Here is a 20003-nt window from a genome sequence, read left to right on the forward strand (position 1 = left end):
TACAGTGTACGTCATCGCCCTCATAATCATGGCGATAATAAGGCTGGCGTTCAGGAACGAATTTATTAAAGTGACTCTCCATGTCCATACGAACAGTGGGGTCTGCATTCTCGTTTATGGTAAGGCTTGCTGAGGTATGCTGAATAAATAAATGTAACAAGCCTATTTTGTAATTTGATAGCTCAGGAAGGTGAGGTAATATTTCATCATCAATTAAATGAAAACCTCGCGGACGAGGTCTTAATATAATTTGCTTTTGGTGCCAACTCATAACTTGTCGAAACTAACTTCAATATTTGCATTACCAGCATCGCTACTAAACGGCATGATAATTTTTTTGCCTTGGCTTTTGTGTGCAATTGTATGATCTTTACCCGATACAACAATGGGGGTTGCCATATCAAAATCGAACCCTTTTTGGCCTAATAAATTTTTTGCACCGCCTGTTACCATATTGGTAATTTCGCCAACCATATCAGTAACTTCTTCATCTATAGTGTCAGGACGATCGCCAAGCATACGCTCCATAATAGTTAACGCTAATTTTTCATCAAATGTAATTGAAAATGAGCCGCGAGTCTGTGGGCCAACCATACCAATTAGACCTGAAACGTCACCACAAGCTATCTCATCAGTTTTTATTCTAGGCTTACCTGGTTTTAATTGAGTTTGAGCCATTGTGCTCAATACATTAATTAAAGATGATAAAAAAGGGTTGATGAATTCTACATTCATATTACTTATTCTCTTAAATTTAGTACATAAAGTGCTATAAAATATTATTACTATAACGTTCAAGGATCACGCTGTGAGTACTTATGCTCTACAAGACTCACATTTTCCATGTGCTTCGATAGTTTGTCCTGAAACAACAAACCCACCTTCAGCGGCCAAATTATTAAGTTCATGTGAAATAATACTAGAGTGTAATTCTTTAACAAGGCCACAAGTATCGCAAATCAGCAATTGCACAGGATGGATATGATCAAAATGATGGCACAACATAAATGCATTTGTGCTTTCAATTTTATGAATAAAGCCTAGCTCAGCTAAAAAATCTAAGGCACGATAAATAGTCGCAGGTTTAGCTCCTATTTCAGTTACCTTTAATTGCTCAAGTAAATCATATGCACCCACACCGCCTTGTGCACTGGCTAGTAGGCGAAATACTTTTTCACGGATTGGCGTAAAGCGCGCACCCCGATTGTCGCAGACTTGTTTTGCTTTACTTACAAGTGATTCTATATTCATCATTACTCTTATCCTTACGCTACCATGATATACTAACATATTGTGTTGTAGTTGTAGTGTTTTTATTAAACGCTTTTTACTTAGGAAACCCAATAATGCATGAACTATTAGCTATATTTATTTTCTTTTTTGCTGTAATAGACCCTATAGGTACTGTGCCTGTATTTATAGCTGTTACACGCGGAGAAGACGATAAGTTTAAACGAAAAGTAATTTTTAAAGCTGTTGGGGTTTCAGCATTAGTACTGATGTTTTTTGTAGTGGCAGGAGAGCAGCTTTTAAATGCAATAGAAATTCCACTTTCTGCGTTTCAAATAGCTGGCGGTATCATATTACTGCTTTTTGCACTTTCAATGATCTTTGGTGAAAGCAAGCCTGAAACCGAGATTAAAAGTGTGCGCGATAGCACTGAAACCGCTATTTTCCCACTTGCAATTCCATCTATCGCAAGCCCTGGCGCTATGCTGGGCGCAGTATTAATGACTAGAAATGAAGAATATACATGGGTTGAGCAGTTACTAACGGCTTCGATGATGCTAGTAGTATTGGCTGTTGTACTTGTTTTATTGCTTCTTGCAACGCACGTACATAAATTAATAGGTGATAGTGGTGCAAGCATAATAAGCAGAATAATGGGGCTTATTTTAAGTTCAGTTGCAGTGACTAATATTTTAAACGGTATAGCCCATTATTTTGGTTTGCAGGTGTTCTCTTAACATTGATGCCCGCTAAGCTTTTGTGTAAAATGCAGCGCCTTTTAGGCTGTGCTTAATAACTTTAATACCCTGAGGTTTGCTTTGAATAAATGTACTTTGGATAGACGCTTTTCTGTGGCACCAATGCTTGATTGGACTGATCGCCATTGTCGTACTTTTCATCGCAAAATGACTAAACATACTGTGCTTTATACTGAAATGATAACCACAGGGGCTATTTTATTTGGTCGAGGCGACTACTTACATTTTAATAAACACGAAAGCCCAGTTGCGCTGCAACTTGGTGGCTCTGATCCTAAAGCGCTTGCACAATGTGCAAAACTTGCGGGTGAGCGTGGTTATGATGAAATAAACTTAAATGTGGGTTGCCCATCAGACAGAGTACAAAACGGTCGGTTTGGTGCATGTTTAATGGCAGAGCCTGAGCTTGTTGCAGAGTGTGTTGCTGCTATGAAGAGCGAAGTAAATATTCCTGTGACTGTAAAAACGCGTATTGGTATTGATGAGCAAGACTCGTATGAGTTTTTATGTGCGCTCATTGAAGCATCTCATAAAGTAGGTTGTGATGATTTTATTATTCATGCTCGTAAAGCATGGCTCAATGGCTTAAGCCCTAAAGAAAACCGTGAAGTTCCACCTCTTGATTACCCGCGTGTTTATCAATTGAAAAAAGACTACCCACAGCTTGATTTAAGCATTAATGGCGGCGTAAAAACAATTGAGCAAAGCCTTGAGCATTTACAGCATATAGATGGCGTAATGATTGGTCGCGAAGCGTACAGCAATCCATTTATGCTAAATGAAGTTGATGAGAAAATTTATGGTGATTCTGCAAACACGCAATCACGCCACGACGTAGTACGTTCAATGTACGGCTATATTGAAGACGAAATGCGTTTGGGTGCTAATTTTTGGCATATTGCACGTCACATGCTCGGTATTTTTCAGGGGCAGCCTGGTGCGCGTGGTTTTAGACGTCACCTTTCTGAGAATGGTCACGGCAAACAAGCTGATTTATCGGTAATGGATAAAGCGCTGAGTTTTGTCCCAGAATAAAACTAAGCTTCAAAAATTCTAAATCTAAGCCACTTTCGAGTGGCTTTTTTGATCCTAAAAATTAGTCAAAATCATAATTTATTGGCCAATTACACACTATGTTGTTCAGCTTAAAGTCACTAGAATTTAGAGTGCTTGTTATTTACCATTATGATTTTAAATGCTTTATTTTCGTTTTGATGGACTTGGCATAACTCTTGGTATCTTCTTGTTGAAATTAATTAAAAATCAACAGGAGAATACCATGGGAATATTTAACCGCGTAAATGATGTAATTCAATCAAACATTGTCGCCATGCTTGATAAAGCAGAAGACCCAGAAAAACTTTTAAACCTAATGCTTACCGACATGCAAGATGCATTGAATGAGTCCCGTAGTACAGCAGCCGCTTTATTGTGTGAAGAGAAAGTAATTAATCGTCAAATTGATACTAAAAAAACAGAATTCGCAGCTTGGCAAGTTAAAGCAGAACGTGCGGTTGAGAAGGGCTGTGATGACCTTGCTAAATCAGCTTTACTTGAGAAGCAACGCGTTAACGAAAGCATTGAAAATAAGCAAACTCAACTAGAAACACTGCAAGAGTCTTTTGCAAAAATTAAGTCTGATTGTGAGCGCTTGCAGCAAAAAATGGCTATGGCTAAAACTAAGCAAGCTCAGTTAATGCAACGCCATAATGTTGCTATTGCTAGAGGGCGAATCAGTACGCAACTACAAAGCGATAAAGTAGCTCATGCGTTGTCTCGTTTTGAACAAGTAGAGCAGCGTGTTGAAGGTATTGAAGCTCAAGTAGAATCTTATGAGTTGACTGATACAGGAAGCTCTACCAGTGCCAAAATTGAGTCGTTAGTTAAAAATGAAAAAATTGATGCTGAACTGGCCCGCTTAAAAGCGAACTTAAATACTAATTTAAAACAAACTGCTTAGGAGATTGCTATGAACAGCTTTAATCGTCAACGAGGTTGGTATAAAGATACGCTAAATAAAAAAATATCGGGTGTTTGTAGTGGTTTAGCTCATAGGTTGGACTTTCCGGTATGGGCAACTCGTGTAGTTACTATTTTGTTGTTTTTGAGCTTTCCGTTTGTAATTGCACTTGGTTATTTTATAGCGCATTGCTGCCTTGAAAATAAAGAGTATTAAGGAGTATCAGCATGAAAGCCTTAGCTGTCTGCGTAATTATCTATTTATTACTGTTTACTGATTTAATAACGTTTGTGCAGATTGATTCTTGGCAGTTGCCGTTATGGATTGCTGATATTAGTTGGGTTGGGCTCGAGCTTGTAGGTGCTTTGGCCGCAATTATTGCTGTAGTTGCGGTAGTGGCTTTAATTACTATGGGATTAGTTGGTGCGGGTGTAGTGGCATTAGCAGGGACTGTTTTAGCGCTTTTATTCGGATCTATAATGATTGCATGGCCGTTACTATTTGTTGCAGTGTTGTGTTGGCTTGTTGCCGATAACAAAAAAGTAGCCTCTTAATCCTTAATTTGACTGACTATTATAGGTTAACTATGTTAAATTTACCCTGTAATTTAAAGTTTTCATAAGGATAAGAATGATGACGAAACTATGTTTTTCGATGGCTTCTGCATTAATATTTAGTTTTTTTTCGTCATCGTTGGCGGCGCACTCAGGGCACGATCATGGTTCTGATGTGGCTGTGCTCGAAGTAATTAACGCGCAAGTTAGAGAGTTTTTACCTGGCAGTACTTCAACTGTAGGTTATTTAACCCTTATTAATCACAGTGGAGCTGCAGCAACTTTAACTAAGGCGACTATTGATGGCTTAGGGCGTGTTGAAATACACGAGCATTCACATGTAGATGGCATGATGAAAATGCAACAAGTTGAATCGGTTGAAATTAAGGCGCACGAAAGTGTCAGCTTTCAGCCTGGCGGTTATCATTTAATGGCATTTGAACCACAAGAGCCATTAAAAGTAGGACAAGAACGTAAACTCACACTATATTTTAGTGACGGTAATCGCTTGTTTACTAATGCTCAAGTGGTATCGCTTGAAGCGCAAGCTAAGCAGTTAAAACCATCTACTCAACATGCTCATCATTAGGAGTACATATGTCGCAACATAAAGGAAAAATAGCAGGAATAATTGTTCTACTGCTTATCATTTTTTACGCAATTGCTGTTTATTGGAGCACTGAGCCTTCACGTTTTGATGTTGTTACAAACGCCAAAGAGCAAGCGCAGCTTCGTAATGAAAAAATAGTTACGGGTTATGTAACTACATCAACGCTTATTACAGTTGCTAGCACTTTACTTGATAAACCCGGTGGCTACTTATCAAATGATGTAATACCGCCAAGTATTATTATGGATGATATGCCAGCGTGGGAATATGGCGCACTAGAAATGGTGCGTGATTTATCGCTTTCTATGCGAAAAGATTTTAGCCGTTCGCAATCACAGTCTACTGAGCATGAAGCACTTAAAAAGGCGCAGCCACAGTTTAATATAAGCTCTGAAGCATGGGCATGGCCAAGTGCTGAAGGTGAATACCAAAAAGGTATTGACTACTTAATGGTATATCGTGGACAAATTGCCAATGAGCATGAACGTGATAGCCAGTTTTACGCACGAGCAGATAACCTACGTAGTTGGCTTAAAGAAGCTGAAAAACGTTTAGGTAGCTTAAGTCAGCGTTTAAGTGCCAGTGTAGGCCAGGAAAAAGTGAATACCGATTTAGCGGGTAATTCATCTAATAAACAAGCAACCCTTGCGCCACTGCAGCAGCAAGTTAAAACACCGTGGTTAGAAATTGACGATGTATTTTACGAATCGCGCGGTGCTACTTGGGCGTTACTGCACTTTTTACAAGCGATAGAGTATGACTTTAATGATGTACTTGAAAAGAAAAATGCACGTGTAAGCTTGCAACAAATTATACGTGAACTTGAGGCAACTCAAGAAACAGTGTGGAGCCCACTTATTTTAAACGGGAATGGTTTTGGCTATGTAGCTAACCACTCCCTAGTTATGGCGAATTATATTTCTAGAGCCAATGCGGCTTTAATCGAACTTAGCGAGCTATTAGCTCAAGGATAAAAAATGAAAAAGTATTGTTTAGCAGCAGCCCTTTCAATGGCATGTTTAGCACCTGCAGCGCAAGCTGACACTCTACTAGGTTTATACGTAGGCGTTGATGGGTGGAAGTCAGATAACGATGGCCAATTTTCTTATAAAAATAATGCATCTCAAGATTTTAATTTTGAAGATGAGACTTTTGTAAGTTATTACGCAGCACTTGAGCATCCCGTGCCGTTAGTACCAAATATTAAATTAAAGTATACAGAGCTTGAGTTAAATGGTTCTGCGCTGCTTACAGATACATTTAGCTTTAATGGTACTGACTATGTGGTAGGCACAACTGTTAATTCGGTAAGTGATTTAACGCATATTGATTACACTTTTTATTACGAAATTTTTGATAATGATTTAGTATCAATCGACTTAGGTTTAAATGCTAAGCAGTTTGATGGTGATATTGTGGTAAATGGTACAACTCAAGAAGGCGGTACTAACTTTACTGAAACTAAAGATTTTTCGGGCTTTGTCCCACTTGCTTATGGCCGTGCTGAAGCAGGTTTACCGTTTACTGGTTTAAGTGTCTTTTTTGAAGGAAGTTTTTTAGCTATTGATGATAGCAAAGTGAGAGATTACCAAGTTGGCGTTGCTTGGGAGTTAGTTGATAATCTTGCTATAGATGTTGCCTTAAAAGCAGGTTACCGCTCAATGGTTTTAGAGCTTGATGATGTAGATGACATCACTACTGATATTGATGCATCAGGACCATTTGCTGGTATTCAGGTGCATTTTTAATCCATACATTTTATTTCAAAAAAACAGTGGTGTACTATTTACTAGTATGCCACTCCAAATCAAATTCTACCTCTAATGCCTCATTGATTAGTTGCTTATATATTTTATTAACAGGGTAGTTAATTAACTTTGATAGTTCATCGCCCGTTTGAGTGAATTTATAGTAGCTTAATACCAAATCATTACTCTTTGCTTTTAGAGTTACTTTTTGTGATAAAAACGAAAAAGTAATTTCCTGCCCTGCTTTTAAAGCCGGTGATTCAATTTCTTTTCTGTATAGTAAATTAAGATCCATAAGGGTTAAGATTTCAGGGAAACTAATACCTGTTTTCCCCAAATTTAATGACACTTTATTACCTTTACGTATTAAATCGAATAGTGATGGTTTTTTGTAAAAGCCAAGTAAAATGAAGCGACTGTCATCTTTTTTATTATAACCAGAAAGCGATACACACTTTTGTAATGCGTCAGCTTCTCGTTGAGTCATATGCTTAAGTGTTTGTAAGCTTTTAATTGAGAATGTACCGGGGTTCAATGTTTCACCAGTGAGGATTTTTGCCCATAAGATTTGCATTGCTTCGTTTGAGGTGTCTTCGCATAGCGCTATGAAATGCTCTATCCAATCTTCATCTGGTTGTCTATTGCTTGCTACGTCGGGACAAAACTCCATCGCTTTAGTTAAGATGGTTTCTATATTTTGTTGTTGTTTAATTAACAGTAAATCTTGGCGTTTTTGTGCACGAGCTAAAGTAGAGCTTTGACTATTTATTTTGTAAGACGGTTGGTTTTTATCATGGAAAGGATGTTGTTTTTCTTTATTATTTAATGAGTTGTTACTATTGGCTTTTATAACCGGGTATCCAGTTAATGATTCAATAATATTTGCAAGGTTAATGCGCGCTTGTGCTGTTTTTATTGCCATAGTTTTCTGCTGTAATTTGTTTGTCGTTTAACTGAGCCGTGGCTTTTAAGTTATTTAGCCCTAATGTAACTGCATTATTTAATATGTATTGGGTTATGAAGGCCACGTAACCTGAAAATAACGCATTTGTTGCTTGACCTTTTATCTGACAAGTTACAGTGAGTGCTTTTGAATTATTAACAAATGAAAGTGTTCCTTTAATTATGTTTTCTTCATTAAGCAAAACGTTGAAGGTTATTTCACTTCCACTCATTGCTGTTATGGTCATTTCTCCGAAGCCCCACATGCTTTCCCATGATTGATAAGCTCCAACACCAGCACTTGGCTCACTTATGATGAATGTAGTTGAAGGGCTTATTTGTTGCCAGGGAGACCACTTATGCCACTGTTTAAAATCACCTACCAATACTCTTATCGTATTTTGGGAGGAGTTGATTTGAATTGTTTTATCGACACTATAGCTTTGGGGCAATATTAGGCCAAGTATTATACTTATAAGTAATACAGCAAAAGTGAATTGTAGTAACTTTTTTAACAGTTTAATAAGCACGCCCTTTTATATTTATTCATCAAATATAGTATGAATTGAGTTATAAACCAAAAGTTTTAACTATTTATATTTTGAGATTAACTTTATAGCTGTATGTTTTATCTTTAGGTAAGGCAGAGCTTATAAAGTATTGCTTTTACTCGTTCTTACGTGGCCGCAAGCTAGTAAGGTAACAAAATAACAGTTACTGAGCTACACACCCGGTGCTATGGCGCCACTAAACAGAGCAAGCTTTAATCCAGAAAAATCAGTAGGCCATAAAGAGGATCATCAATAACAAGCGAAATAAATATGCTTAAGTCTTATTGTATATATAAGTAATACAGTAAGGTATAATTGATAACTTTGTTATTCTACGGCCACAATTACAATTATGAGCACACTCAAAGCTAAGCGCGCCTTATTTTCATACCCTAAATACTGGGCTGAATGTTATGGCACTGCGCCATTTTTACCAACTACACGTGAAGAAATGGATGCACTTGGCTGGGATAGCTGCGACATAATAATAATTAGTGGCGACGCGTATGTTGATCACCCTAGTTTTGGTATGGCCGTAATTGGCCGTGTACTTGAAGCGCAAGGCTTTAGGGTGGGTATTATTGCCCAGCCAGCATGGGACTCTAAAGATGCATTTATGGAACTAGGCAGACCGAATTTATTTTTTGGTGTAACAGCTGGCAACATGGATTCGATGATTAACCGCTATACCGCTGAAAAGCGTATGCGCCACGATGATGCTTACACGCCAGATAACGTAGGTGGTAAACGCCCAGATCGCGCCGTGATGATTTACTCGCAAAAGTGTCGTGAAGCATACAAAGGTATACCGATTGTTATTGGCGGTATTGAAGCAAGCCTTCGCCGTATTGCTCATTACGACTATTGGCAGGAAAAAGTACGCCGTAGTATTTTGTTTGATGCAAAAGCTGATATTTTAATTTATGGTAACGCAGAGCGCCCATTAGTTGAAGTTGCACACCGTATTGCTGCGGGTGAGACAATGGATACTATTCAGGATATTCGCGGCACGGCTGTTATCAGAAAAGAACCTTTACCAGGTTGGCGTGGTAGTGACTCTACCGCTATTGATAAAATTGGTAAAATTGATCCTATTCCAAATCCATACGGCGCTGATGATGTTGGCTGTAGTAAATCTGAATTTAAACAAGCGGGTATAGATTTAAAGGCAGAAGCTGCAAAACCAATTATGGTTCAGCCGGCAAGGCCTAAGCCATGGGAAAAAACCTATGTTAAGTTACCTGCTTATGAGCAAGTAAGTGTTAACAAACCTTTATACGCCCATGCTTCACGTATTTTACATCAAGAAACCAATCCTGGTTGTGCAAGAGCGCTGTTTCAGCGTCACGGCGATCGCTCTATTTGGGTAAACCCGCCAGCATACCCATTAGAAACCCATGAAATGGATGCTGTATTTGGTTTGCCATATCAGCGTATCCCTCACCCAAGTTATGGTGACTCTAAAATTCCTGCTTATGACATGATTAAAACGTCAGTTAATATTATGCGTGGCTGTTTTGGTGGTTGTTCGTTTTGCTCAATTACAGAGCATGAAGGGCGCATTATTCAAAGTCGTTCACAAGAATCTATTATTGAAGAAATTGAACAGATTAGAGATAAAGTTCCCGGCTTTACTGGTGTTATTTCTGATTTAGGTGGCCCAACGGCGAATATGTATAAGCTGCGCTGTACTAGTAAAAAGGCCGAGAGTACCTGTAGACGCTTATCATGTGTGTATCCAGATATTTGTAAACACATGGATACAGATCATACACCAACAATAGATTTGTATAAAAAAGCACGTGAAGTTAAGGGTATTAAAAAGGTATTGATTGCCTCTGGTGTGCGTTACGATTTAGCCGTACGTGACCCTCGTTACGTTAAAGAATTAGTAACGCATCATGTAGGCGGTTACTTAAAAATAGCGCCAGAGCATACAGAGGATGGTCCATTATCAAAAATGATGAAACCAGGTATGGGCGCATACGATCAATTTAAAGAATTATTTGATAAATACTCTAAAGAAGCTGGTAAAAAACAGTACTTAATTCCTTACTTCATATCTGCTCACCCAGGTACAAAAGATGAAGACATGGTAAACATGGCTTTATGGCTTAAATCAAACGACTTTAAGCTTGATCAGGTACAAAATTTTTACCCATCACCTATGGCTAATGCGACGACTATTTACCATACAGAGATGAACTCTTTACGTAATATAAAAAACAACTCAGAAGTTGTTCCAGTACCTAAAGGCGCACGCCAACGTAGATTACATAAAGCTATTTTACGCTACCACGATGCAGCTGGTTGGCCAATGATACGTGAAGCTCTACGTAAAATGGGTAAAGCTAATTTAATTGGTAAAGGGCCTAACTGTTTAGTGCCAGAAGAAGGGCGCGATGAAAAAGCAGGTAAAGGTAGTAAAAAAGGTAGGCGCCCAGCACTAACGCGACATACCGGCTTTAGCCAATTTAAAAAGGCAAACACTAAACCTAAAGTTGGCGGTAACCGTCAAAGAGCAAGATAGTTCTTTGATAGCGGCATGCTCATAAAGCCTAAATAAATTTTGATGATTTATTTAGGCTTTTTTGTTTTGTAGTATGAATATAAATCTCTGTTATGATTGTGTTATTAGTACATAAAGTTGAGGCAATATAATGAAAAAAAATAACATCGCATTACTAAGCTTTTTCGCCGCTGTCACTTTTTCAAGTCACTGCGTGTTTGCTGCGATGACGCCAGTAGGACTTTGGAAAACCATTGATGAAGATACCAATAAAGCTAAGTCATATGTACGTATTACCCAAAAAAACGGTGTATTAAGCGGCAAAGTTGAAACCATTCTTAACCCTGCAAAACAAAACGATATATGCAGTAAATGCGATGATGAGTTAAAAGATCAGCCTATTTTAGGGATGACTATAATCACCGATGTAAAAGCACAAGATGATGGCGTATGGGGAGACGGCGAAATACTCGACCCAACAAATGGTAAAACCTACACCTTACAATTAACCCCGCAGGATGAAGGTAAAAAGCTCGAAGTACGCGGCTACATTGGCTTTTTTTACCGAAATCAATATTGGTTAAAAGTAGAGTAAGTTTAACTACTTACTTAATTACTAAACGTTAAATAGTTAAGCATTAACTGAAATAATTTTTACGCTTTGCCTTTCTTACTCACTAAGTCTGCCATATTTAATTGGCATAAAATTTTGAGTAAATAAAAAGGTAAAATATGATTAAGTACATAGTTGCTTTAATAATGCTTAGCACACTGTTAATTAGCGGTGGGGCAAACGCAAAGGATGATGCTGTAAATACGAGCTGGTTTAATAACACGGCTATTAAAGGGTACGACAGTGTTGCTTATTTCACCCAAAATAAAGCCATTAAAGGCAATGACAAATATACGTTTAGTTATTTAGGTGCCGACTGGCATTTTTCGAGTGAAGAAAATAAAACGACATTTGCAGAAAACCCAAAGCGTTATGCTCCGCAATACGGAGGCTGGTGCGCTTATGCAATGGCTGATGAGGGAAATGCCGTAGGGATAGACCCAGAAGCATTTTATATTCACGAAGGTAAGCTTTACTTAAACTACAGCGAAGGCGTACAGCAAAAATGGTTAAGTAATCTAGTGCCGTATATCGTTATGGCTGATGGATATTACCCACAAACAACAAACGTGATGACGTTTAAGTAAATTTTTAATTAATATTAACTAAAAAGCCCGTAACTAAATTAGTTGCGGGCTTTTTATTTGTTAGCTTATTAATTAAAACGTTTCGCTATATTCAGTCATTACTTGTTCAACCCATGTTGCAATGCGCTCATCGCTTAGCTCGTATTGGCTGTCTTCATCAAGCGCAAGTCCTACAAAGTATTTGCCATCTGGGGTAAGTGCTTTTGAAGCTTCAAACTCGTAGTTTTCATCGTTTGGCCAAAAGCCAAGTTGCGTAAACGACTGGGTATTTATTTCATCGTGAAGCATACCAAGGGCGTCTTGAAACCACTGACCGTAACCTTGCTGGTCGCCCATGCCAAATAAAGCAATGGTTTTGCCATTTAGGTTTACATCTTTTATGTCGTCCCACTTAGATTCCCAGTCTTCTTGTATTTCGCCAAAATCCCATGTTGAAATACCAAAGATGATAAAGTCGTACTGCTGCGCATTTTTTAGTGGTTCGTCTTTAATATTGTGTAAGGTCACTACATCGGCGCCAATAAGGTCGCGAATTTTTTCTGCTGCCATTTCTGTGTAACACGTAGTAGAGCCAAAAAATAAACCAATCTGCATCGTATTTATCACTGTGTAATTGCCTGTTATGATAGGGCGCAGTTTACCGTAAGGTATTTTTAATTGATACCTTCTACCGTGGTATTACCAACAAGAGATCACAACGTGACAACGCTACCAGACGATTTACCTGAACAAAATACTGAGCTAAGTAGCAATAGCGACTTTTTAGAAACCTTTTTAGATAGCTTGTATTTAGAACAAGGTGTTAGCGAAAACACCCTAAGCGCGTACCGCAGCGATTTAGATAAGTTTTGCCAATTTTTAAAAGGCGAAAATTTAATGACAGTAACCAGCCTAGATGTTGAAAGTTACCTAGCCCATCGGGTTGATTTAGGTTTAAAGCCGCGTAGTACCGCGCGCAGCATAAGTGCGTTAAAGCGTTTTTATCAGTACTTTGTTCGCGAAAAAGTAATAGCCGACTCCCCTATGGTTAATATTACCCAGCCAAAAGCGGGGCAGTCGTTGCCTAAAACACTCTCAGAGGCTGAGGTTGAGGCATTATTAAATGCACCTAATATTGAAGACCCAATGGGGCTGCGCGATAAAGCCATGCTTGAGCTACTTTATGCTACGGGCTTGCGTGTAACCGAGCTTGTAGGGCTGCGTATGGAGCAAATAAATTTACGGCAGTCGGTTGTGTTTGTAAAAGGTAAGGGCAACAAAGAGCGCTTAGTGCCATTGGGCGAAGAGGCTATGTATTGGCTTGAGCAATTTTTAAAAGGTGGGCGCGCGCAAATGATAAAACACGCGACTGACTTTGTGTTTCCGTCAAAGCGTGGTGTAGGCATGACCCGACAAACTTTTTGGCATAGAATTAAACACTATGCTATTTTGGCATCAGTTGAGTCTCCATTGTCTCCGCATACTATGCGCCATGCTTTTGCTACGCATTTATTAAACCATGGGGCTGACTTACGTGTGGTACAAATGATGCTCGGACACAGCGATTTATCAACCACACAAATTTATACCCATGTTGCTAATGAACGTTTAAAATCGGTACATGCAGAGCATCATCCACGCGCTTAAGTTGAAATTTTTTGTTACTAAGCCGGTCAGTTTATAAGTATTTTTAGGATAGAGAGAAGTTATGAAAAAATTAATGTTAGCAGGTGCCATGTTGTGCACAAGTATTAGTGCATTTGCAAATGGCGTTGCTGTAACTCCAAGTGCTGATGATCCTATTGTTACTAAATTTGCCACTTTAGGTGTAACGGTTAAGCAAATTAACCCAAGCCCAGTTGCCGGTTTAAAAGAGCTAATTACAAATAAAGGTGTACTCTACGCAAGCCCAGACGGCCAGTTTTTAATGCAAGGTACACTAATCGATTTAAACAACCGTAGTAATTTAACAGAGCAAGCGTTAAACGGTGTGCGCGTTGAAGGCGTTAAAGAATACGAAGATTCTATGATTGTTTATAAAGCGCCAAATGAGCAACATCAAATTACTGTATTTACTGATATTAGCTGTGGTTACTGTCGTAAATTACACCGCGAACTAGACGACTTACTAGACGCTGGCATTACAGTGCGTTACTTAGCGTTTCCGCGTGGTGGCTTACAAGGTTCTGGTTATGCTGATTTAATGAATGTTTGGTGTGCACGCGATCAACAAGAAGCGCTTACAGAAGCTAAGTCGGGCGTAGACACTAAAGTAGTTGCAGGCTGTAGTGCACCGGTTGCAGAGCATTACCAACTAGGCCAAAGCTTTGGGATTAGCGGTACGCCAGCGATTGTATTAGAAGATGGTACAATGATCCCAGGTTACCAGCCAGCAGCCGCTTTAAAAGCAGCGCTTGAGGCAAACAAAGCGTCTTAATAAAACGCTTAAGTTTATTAAAAGGCCGTAATGGCCTTTTTTTGTCTTTTTATTTTGAATTTAAAAGTTAGCAATTGCATGAAAAAACTGATCATTGCGCGAGAAAACGTTGACGACTCACACCTACCGAGCAACTTACACCCCGTTATAAAACAAATATATGCCACGCGAAATGTAATTAATGCTGATGAGCTAAATAACAGTGCCGCTACACTTCACGACTTCAAACTCTTTAAAGACATAGACAAAGCAAGCGAGCTGTTAGTAAATGCGCTAAACGCGCAAAGTCGTATTTTAATTGTTGGCGATTTTGATGCCGATGGCGCAACGAGTACAGCTACCTTAATGCAAGGCCTTGAGATGTTTGGCTTTAAGCATTTAGATTACCTAATACCAGACCGGTTTAGCTTAGGTTATGGCTTAAGCCCTGCATTGGCTGAGCAAATAGTACAAATAAACCCTGAGCTGGTTATCACTGTAGATAACGGTATTTCGTGTATTGCCGGTATTGATATCTTAAAAGCAGTGGGTATAAAAGTGTTGGTAACAGATCATCACTTACAAGGTGAGCAACTCCCTAATGCCGATGCAATAGTTAACCCTAATAGGTACGAGTGTAACTTCCCGTCTAAATCAATAGCAGGCGTTGGTGTTGCCTTTTACTTACTTATTGCCCTTAGAAGCGTATTGCGCGAGCAAGGCTACTTTGAACAGCAACCACCGCCAAATTTAGCTAATCTACTCGATATAGTTGCACTCGGTACAGTGGCCGATGTGGTTGCGCTTGATGCAAATAACCGCACTTTAGTACATCAAGGTTTAGCGCGTATTCGAAGTGGTAATACTCGCCCAGGTATTACTGCACTTATTGAAGTAGCTAATCGAAATGCAGCGCGCTTAAGCGCCAGCGACTTTGGTTTTTCGCTAGCGCCGCGTTTAAATGCCGCAGGGCGATTAGATGATATGAGTTTGGGCATAGCGTGTTTGCTAAGTACAGATATAAATCAAGCTAGGCGCATTGCCGGCGAGCTCGATAGCTTAAACCATGCTAGGCGTGAAATAGAGCAGGGCATGCAAGCCGAGGCACAAGCTGTGCTTGATAGGCTCGCCTTTAGTGACGATAACATCCCAGATGCTATTTGTTTGTTTCAAGATGACTGGCACCAAGGGGTTATTGGTATTTTGGCTGGCCGCTTAAAAGAAAAATACCATCGCCCAACCGTTATTTTTGCTGGTGGCGAAAACGGCGAAATAAAAGGTTCGTGCCGCTCTATTGAAGGGCTGCACATGCGCGACTTACTCGAAGGGCTAAATACCGCCGACCCACACTTAATTAATAAATTTGGTGGTCACGCAATGGCTGCTGGCTTGAGTATTAACGAGCAAAACTTTAACGACTTTAAAAAAGCGTTTGAGGCAGCGGTAACAGCTCAGCTTAGCGAAGAAAGCAAACGCTGTATTGTATTTACCGACGGCGAGCTGCCAAACGAGTGCTTTACTATGGAGTTTGCTCAGCTATTAAAGCAATCAGGCCCATGGGGGCAGCAATTTCCAGAGCCGGTATTTGAGCATACCTTTGAAGTTATTCAACAGCGTATTGTGGGTGAAAAGCATTTAAAATTAGTGCTTAAACATCAATCAGGGCGATTAGTTGATGCCATTGCCTTTGGTATTGATGTAAAAGAATGGCCCGACACCGAAGCTCGTTTTGTTAAAGTGGCGTATCAGCTCGACATAAACGAGTTTAGAGGTAAGTTTAGCTTGCAATTAATAGTAAGAGAGCTTGAAAAAGTGCATTAAAAAATATGCATAATGCTGGCACAAAAGGCTAATAAAACGCGCGGTTTTTTGTTAAAATCGGGCGTTTTTATCATTTGACGATAATTTATTGCGTAATTAGCTAATTTTAGCGCGTAATAATCTAGCCATTTTGGAGTAATGTACATGTTTGAAGTGAATCCTGTGATTAATCAAATCAAGGAAATTCGCGAACGTACTGAACTGCTTCGGGGGTACCTTTGACTACGCTCTTAAACAAGAACGCTTAGAAGAAGTAAACGCCGAACTTGAAGATTCAGCCGTATGGAATGAGCCTGAACGTGCACAAGCACTTGGCCGAGAAAAATCAGCACTAGAGGCGGTTGTTGAAACAATCGATAACTTAGTGGCTGGCGCCGACGACGTTGAAGGATTGCTTGAGCTTGCAATAGAAGCTGAAGATGAAGAAACCTTTGTTGAAGCACAAACTGAACTTGAAGGCTTAAATAAACAGCTTGAAGGTTTAGAGTTCCGTCGTATGTTTTCAGGTTCTCACGATTCAAACGACGCCTATCTCGATTTACAATCGGGTTCTGGCGGTACTGAAGCACAAGATTGGTGTAATATGCTACTGCGCATGTACTTACGCTGGGGCGAAGCTAAAGGCTTTAAAGTAGAGCTAGTAGAAGCGACTGATGGCGATGTAGCTGGTATTAAAGGCGCAACAGTACGCTTTGTTGGCGAATACGCATACGGTTGGCTGCGCACAGAAACAGGCGTGCACCGTTTGGTACGTAAGAGCCCGTTTGACTCAAGTGGTCGTCGTCATACCTCGTTTGCCTCTGCGTTTGTATACCCAGAAGTAGATGACAACATTGAAATTGATATTAATCCGTCAGACTTACGTATAGACGTTTACCGTGCATCGGGCGCGGGTGGTCAGCACGTAAATACCACCGAATCGGCAGTACGTATTACCCACGTACCTACCAACACGGTTGTACAGTGTCAAAACGAGCGTTCGCAACACAAAAATAAAGCCCAAGCAATGAAGCAGTTAAAAGCTAAATTATTTGAGCTTGAGCTTCAGCAGCAAAATGCTGAAAAGCAAACTCAAGAAGACGCAAAGTCGGATATTGGCTGGGGAAGCCAAATTCGTTCTTACGTACTTGATGATGCACGTATTAAAGATTTACGAACTGGTGTTGAAAACCGTAATACGCAATCGGTACTTGACGGCAACCTAGACAAATTTATTGAAGCCAGCTTAAAATCTGGCCTATAACCACCAAGCTAAAAAAGAGCTAAAAAATGACTGATCAAATCCAAGACGAAAACAAGTTAATCGCTGAGCGTCGCGGCAAATTAGACGCTATTCGCGAAAATTGCCCAGCCAACGGTCATCCTAATCAGTTCCGTCGTGAACATTACACGGCTGATTTACAGGCTGAGTTTGGTGATAAGACTAAAGAAGAATTAGTAGAGCTTCAGCACGTTGTATCAATTGCAGGACGTATTTTAGCTAAACGTGGTCCTTTTATGGCCATTCAAGACATGAAAGGCCGTGTACAAGCTTACGCATCTAAAGATGTGCAAAAAGACTTAAAAGCAAAATATGGTCAACTAGATATTGGCGATATTATTGGTGTTAAAGGCGCACTTAATAAATCAGGTAAAGGCGATTTATACGTAGAAATGACAGAGTACGAACTACTTACTAAGTCACTACGCCCATTACCAGAGAAGTTTCATGGCTTATCAGATCAAGAAACTAAGTACCGCCAGCGTTATGTTGATTTGATTACTAACGAAGCAACGCGTGAAACGTTCCGTATTCGTTCACAAGTAGTTGAAGGCATTCGTCGCTTTTTAGCTGAGCGCGACTTTATGGAAGTAGAAACACCTATGCTACAGGTTATTCCTGGCGGTGCATCTGCGCGTCCGTTTGTGACTCACCATAACGCGCTTGATATAGATATGTACTTACGTATAGCGCCTGAGCTTTACCTTAAGCGTTTAGTGGTAGGTGGTTTTGACCGCGTATTTGAAATTAATCGTAACTTTCGTAACGAAGGGTTATCAACGCGTCATAACCCAGAATTCACTATGATTGAGTTCTACCAAGCGTATGCTGATTACATCGACCTGATGAATATCACCGAAGACATGCTACGTACTGTTGCAACTAACGTATTGGGCAGCCCAATTGTTATTAATACAACAAAAGACGAAAACGGCGAAGTAACCGACTCAGTAGAGTACGACTTTGGTCAACCGTTTACACGTTTAAGCATGGCTGACGCTATCTTAAAATATAACCCTGAGTTTGATGCTGCGGTATTTAACGATCCAGAAAACCACTTTGACGAATTAAAAGCGTATGCTAAACAAGTACACGTAAAAATTCCTGAAAATTGTGTTTGGGGCCCAGGTAAGTTTTTATGTGAAATATTTGAAGAAACGGCTGAGCACATGCTTATCCAACCTACATTTATTACTGGTTACCCGTGGGAAGTGTCTCCACTGGCGCGTCGTAACGACGAAAACCCATTTGTTACCGACCGCTTTGAGTTTTTTGTTGGCGGACGTGAGCTTGCAAATGGTTTCTCGGAGCTTAACGATGCACAAGATCAAGCTGAGCGCTTTACTCGCCAAGTGGAAGAGAAAGACGCAGGCGATGATGAAGCAATGCACTACGATGAAGACTACATACGCGCACTAGAGTACGGCTTACCGCCAACTGCAGGTGAAGGTATTGGTATTGACCGTTTAGTCATGTTGTTTACTGATTCATCAACAATTAAAGACGTTATTTTGTTCCCGCATATGCGCCCGCAAGCTGATTAAGCTTTAGTAGAACAAAGTAAGTTAATAAACGCCGCTTAATAGCGGCGTTTTTTGTTTGGTAACAGTGTTAGAAAACCACTAAAACCAATTCGCTTAATTAAGTGATCTATTTTGAGGTTGGAAAAATGTTTTGATAGCTAGGCAAAAACTCGCTATTTATTTGTTCTAAAAGAGAATTTTTAACGCAGGTATCGATATATTTAGCCCCGAAAAATGATTAAGTATTACTGCGGATTGGTATAATACGTAGTGCATGGGTACTGAGTAATACAGAGGTAATTGCCGAGAATAACTAAATGGCGAATTTTCCCTTATTATCGACAAGGCTGTCTTACCTATATAGACCTTTTAGTTAAGTGAATTGGTTTAATGGGCAACTCAGTTCTACTTACTTTATTGCCATGAGTCGTTCTTAGTATTAAAAGTAGTAGTTTATAACTTTTTAGTATGTCTACTTTTTAAACATATGTTGTATTTATGTAAAGTTTTTAGATAGAATACGCCGAAAATTTATACTGCTAATATAGATTCTTAGAAGGACCTAGAATAAAAATATGAAAGACAAACGTGTAGGATATCTATCAGAAAAGTGCACAACAGAGCAAGAACGAGATGCTTATTATCGCACTTGTATTGCTGAATTTCAGCAGTTAGGATACGAAGAGCAATACCTTGCTAAATTAACAGATGAATCTGTACCTTTAATGGGTATTGGTTCAGCCGACAAAAATACATAAGCCGCTTAATTTTCAAACTAATTACACTTTAAAACTAAACATATGTGCAATCTATAACCATATAGACATATTTGGCAGAAAAGTGTTTGACATATTTTTTGAAATCTTTATTATACGCCCCACAAGACGGAGAGGTGTCCGAGTGGCCGAAGGAGCTCCCCTGCTAAGGGAGTATAGAGTTTG

The 20003-nt window shown here is 39.5% G+C and carries 22 protein-coding genes and 1 pseudogene; 17 read left to right on the plus strand and 6 right to left on the minus strand.

The genetic code is table 11. The annotated features are described in order from the left end of the window. Positions 1–10: 10 nt before the first annotated feature. The 3 genes and pseudogenes from V6260_RS17405 to V6260_RS17415 all read right to left on the minus strand — a co-directional run. A pseudogene (locus V6260_RS17405) lies at positions 11–271 on the minus strand (secondary thiamine-phosphate synthase enzyme YjbQ); the annotation flags it as partial. Then, positions 268–735, minus strand: a complete 468-nt coding sequence (locus V6260_RS17410; protein ID WP_341595404.1) for a chemotaxis protein CheX — start codon at positions 733–735, stop codon at positions 268–270. The gene V6260_RS17410 and the pseudogene V6260_RS17405, both read right to left, overlap by 4 nt. An 81-nt stretch (positions 736–816) precedes the next feature. Further along, positions 817–1251 (minus strand): transcriptional repressor, encoded by a 435-nt coding sequence (locus V6260_RS17415; protein ID WP_341595420.1) that lies wholly within the window; start codon positions 1249–1251, stop codon positions 817–819. A 95-nt stretch (positions 1252–1346) separates the two neighbouring features. On the opposite strand from V6260_RS17415, the gene V6260_RS17420 reads away from it, so the two are divergent. From V6260_RS17420 to V6260_RS17455, 8 genes are all read left to right on the plus strand, one after another. Continuing rightward, a complete protein-coding gene (locus V6260_RS17420; protein WP_341595405.1) occupies positions 1347–1967 on the plus strand; it encodes a MarC family protein in 621 nt (206 codons plus the stop codon). A 123-nt stretch (positions 1968–2090) separates the two neighbouring features. Next, entirely contained in the window at positions 2091–3023 is a 933-nt protein-coding gene (gene dusA, locus V6260_RS17425; RefSeq protein WP_341595421.1) for a tRNA dihydrouridine(20/20a) synthase DusA, read from the plus strand. A 244-nt stretch (positions 3024–3267) separates the two neighbouring features. Next, the gene (locus tag V6260_RS17430) at positions 3268–3948 is read left to right on the plus strand and encodes a PspA/IM30 family protein (protein ID WP_341595406.1); all 681 of its coding nucleotides are present in this window, start codon (positions 3268–3270) and stop codon (positions 3946–3948) included. A gap of 9 nt (positions 3949–3957) precedes the next feature. Continuing rightward, positions 3958–4164, plus strand: coding sequence for a PspC domain-containing protein (locus V6260_RS17435; RefSeq protein ID WP_341595407.1), 207 nt, complete (start codon positions 3958–3960; stop codon positions 4162–4164). Positions 4165–4175: 11 nt separating this feature from the next. Then, positions 4176–4502, plus strand: coding sequence for a hypothetical protein (locus V6260_RS17440; RefSeq protein ID WP_341595408.1), 327 nt, complete (start codon positions 4176–4178; stop codon positions 4500–4502). A gap of 79 nt (positions 4503–4581) precedes the next feature. Beyond that, positions 4582–5091, plus strand: a complete 510-nt coding sequence (locus V6260_RS17445; protein ID WP_341595422.1) for a copper chaperone PCu(A)C — start codon at positions 4582–4584, stop codon at positions 5089–5091. Between the two features lie 8 nt (positions 5092–5099). Beyond that, on the plus strand, positions 5100–6086 hold the full coding sequence (locus V6260_RS17450; protein WP_341595409.1) for a DUF2333 family protein: 987 nt from the start codon (positions 5100–5102) through the stop codon (positions 6084–6086). Positions 6087–6089: 3 nt separating this feature from the next. Next, positions 6090–6860 carry a TIGR04219 family outer membrane beta-barrel protein gene (locus V6260_RS17455; RefSeq protein WP_341595410.1) on the plus strand — a complete coding sequence of 257 codons (771 nt, stop codon included), beginning with the start codon at positions 6090–6092 and terminating at the stop codon, positions 6858–6860. 34 nt (positions 6861–6894) lie between these two features. On the opposite strand, the gene V6260_RS17460 is transcribed toward V6260_RS17455, so the two are convergent. Together V6260_RS17460 and V6260_RS17465 are read right to left on the minus strand one after the other, a co-directional pair. After that, positions 6895–7782, minus strand: coding sequence for a TIGR03899 family protein (locus V6260_RS17460; protein ID WP_341595411.1), 888 nt, complete (start codon positions 7780–7782; stop codon positions 6895–6897). After that, the gene (locus V6260_RS17465) at positions 7751–8332 is read right to left on the minus strand and encodes a hypothetical protein (protein WP_425355714.1); all 582 of its coding nucleotides are present in this window, start codon (positions 8330–8332) and stop codon (positions 7751–7753) included. Before V6260_RS17465 ends, V6260_RS17460 begins: the two co-directional genes overlap by 32 nt. Before the next feature lie 373 nt (positions 8333–8705). Here V6260_RS17465 and V6260_RS17470 point away from each other — a divergent pair, with 373 nt between their 5' ends. The 3 genes from V6260_RS17470 to V6260_RS17480 all read left to right on the plus strand — a co-directional run bounded on the left by V6260_RS17470 (position 8706) and on the right by V6260_RS17480 (position 12062). Further along, positions 8706–10883 carry a YgiQ family radical SAM protein gene (locus V6260_RS17470; RefSeq protein ID WP_341595413.1) on the plus strand — a complete coding sequence of 726 codons (2178 nt, stop codon included), beginning with the start codon at positions 8706–8708 and terminating at the stop codon, positions 10881–10883. A 130-nt stretch (positions 10884–11013) separates the two neighbouring features. Next, entirely contained in the window at positions 11014–11457 is a 444-nt protein-coding gene (locus V6260_RS17475) for a DUF2147 domain-containing protein (protein ID WP_341595414.1), read from the plus strand. Positions 11458–11594: 137 nt separating this feature from the next. After that, positions 11595–12062, plus strand: coding sequence for a YHS domain-containing (seleno)protein (locus V6260_RS17480; RefSeq protein WP_341595415.1), 468 nt, complete (start codon positions 11595–11597; stop codon positions 12060–12062). Positions 12063–12134: 72 nt separating this feature from the next. Here the strand turns inward: V6260_RS17480 and fldB are convergent, their stop codons facing one another. After that, the gene (gene fldB, locus V6260_RS17485) at positions 12135–12656 is read right to left on the minus strand and encodes a flavodoxin FldB (protein ID WP_341595423.1); all 522 of its coding nucleotides are present in this window, start codon (positions 12654–12656) and stop codon (positions 12135–12137) included. Between the two features lie 105 nt (positions 12657–12761). Here fldB and xerD point away from each other — a divergent pair, with 105 nt between their 5' ends. From xerD to V6260_RS17515, 6 genes are all read left to right on the plus strand, one after another. Next, a complete protein-coding gene (gene xerD, locus V6260_RS17490; protein ID WP_341595416.1) occupies positions 12762–13688 on the plus strand; it encodes a site-specific tyrosine recombinase XerD in 927 nt (308 codons plus the stop codon). Between the two features lie 61 nt (positions 13689–13749). Next, positions 13750–14478 carry a bifunctional protein-disulfide isomerase/oxidoreductase DsbC gene (gene dsbC / locus V6260_RS17495; RefSeq protein WP_058549513.1) on the plus strand — a complete coding sequence of 243 codons (729 nt, stop codon included), beginning with the start codon at positions 13750–13752 and terminating at the stop codon, positions 14476–14478. 78 nt (positions 14479–14556) lie between these two features. Then, the gene (gene recJ / locus V6260_RS17500; RefSeq protein ID WP_341595417.1) at positions 14557–16278 is read left to right on the plus strand and encodes a single-stranded-DNA-specific exonuclease RecJ; all 1722 of its coding nucleotides are present in this window, start codon (positions 14557–14559) and stop codon (positions 16276–16278) included. Positions 16279–16422: 144 nt separating this feature from the next. Continuing rightward, positions 16423–17521, plus strand: a protein-coding gene (prfB, locus tag V6260_RS17505; RefSeq protein WP_104643288.1) for a peptide chain release factor 2 whose coding sequence is annotated in 2 segments (ribosomal slippage) — positions 16423–16497 and positions 16499–17521 — 1098 coding nt in all. Because the reading frame shifts where the segments join, the coding sequence is not laid out codon by codon here. A 26-nt stretch (positions 17522–17547) separates the two neighbouring features. Further along, positions 17548–19083, plus strand: coding sequence for a lysine--tRNA ligase (gene lysS / locus V6260_RS17510; RefSeq protein ID WP_341595418.1), 1536 nt, complete (start codon positions 17548–17550; stop codon positions 19081–19083). Positions 19084–19637: 554 nt separating this feature from the next. Then, the gene (locus V6260_RS17515) at positions 19638–19820 is read left to right on the plus strand and encodes a hypothetical protein (protein ID WP_341595419.1); all 183 of its coding nucleotides are present in this window, start codon (positions 19638–19640) and stop codon (positions 19818–19820) included. Positions 19821–20003 lie beyond the last annotated feature (183 nt).

Source organism: Pseudoalteromonas aliena, from assembly GCF_038155085.1.
Classification (GTDB): domain Bacteria; phylum Pseudomonadota; class Gammaproteobacteria; order Enterobacterales; family Alteromonadaceae; genus Pseudoalteromonas; species Pseudoalteromonas aliena_A.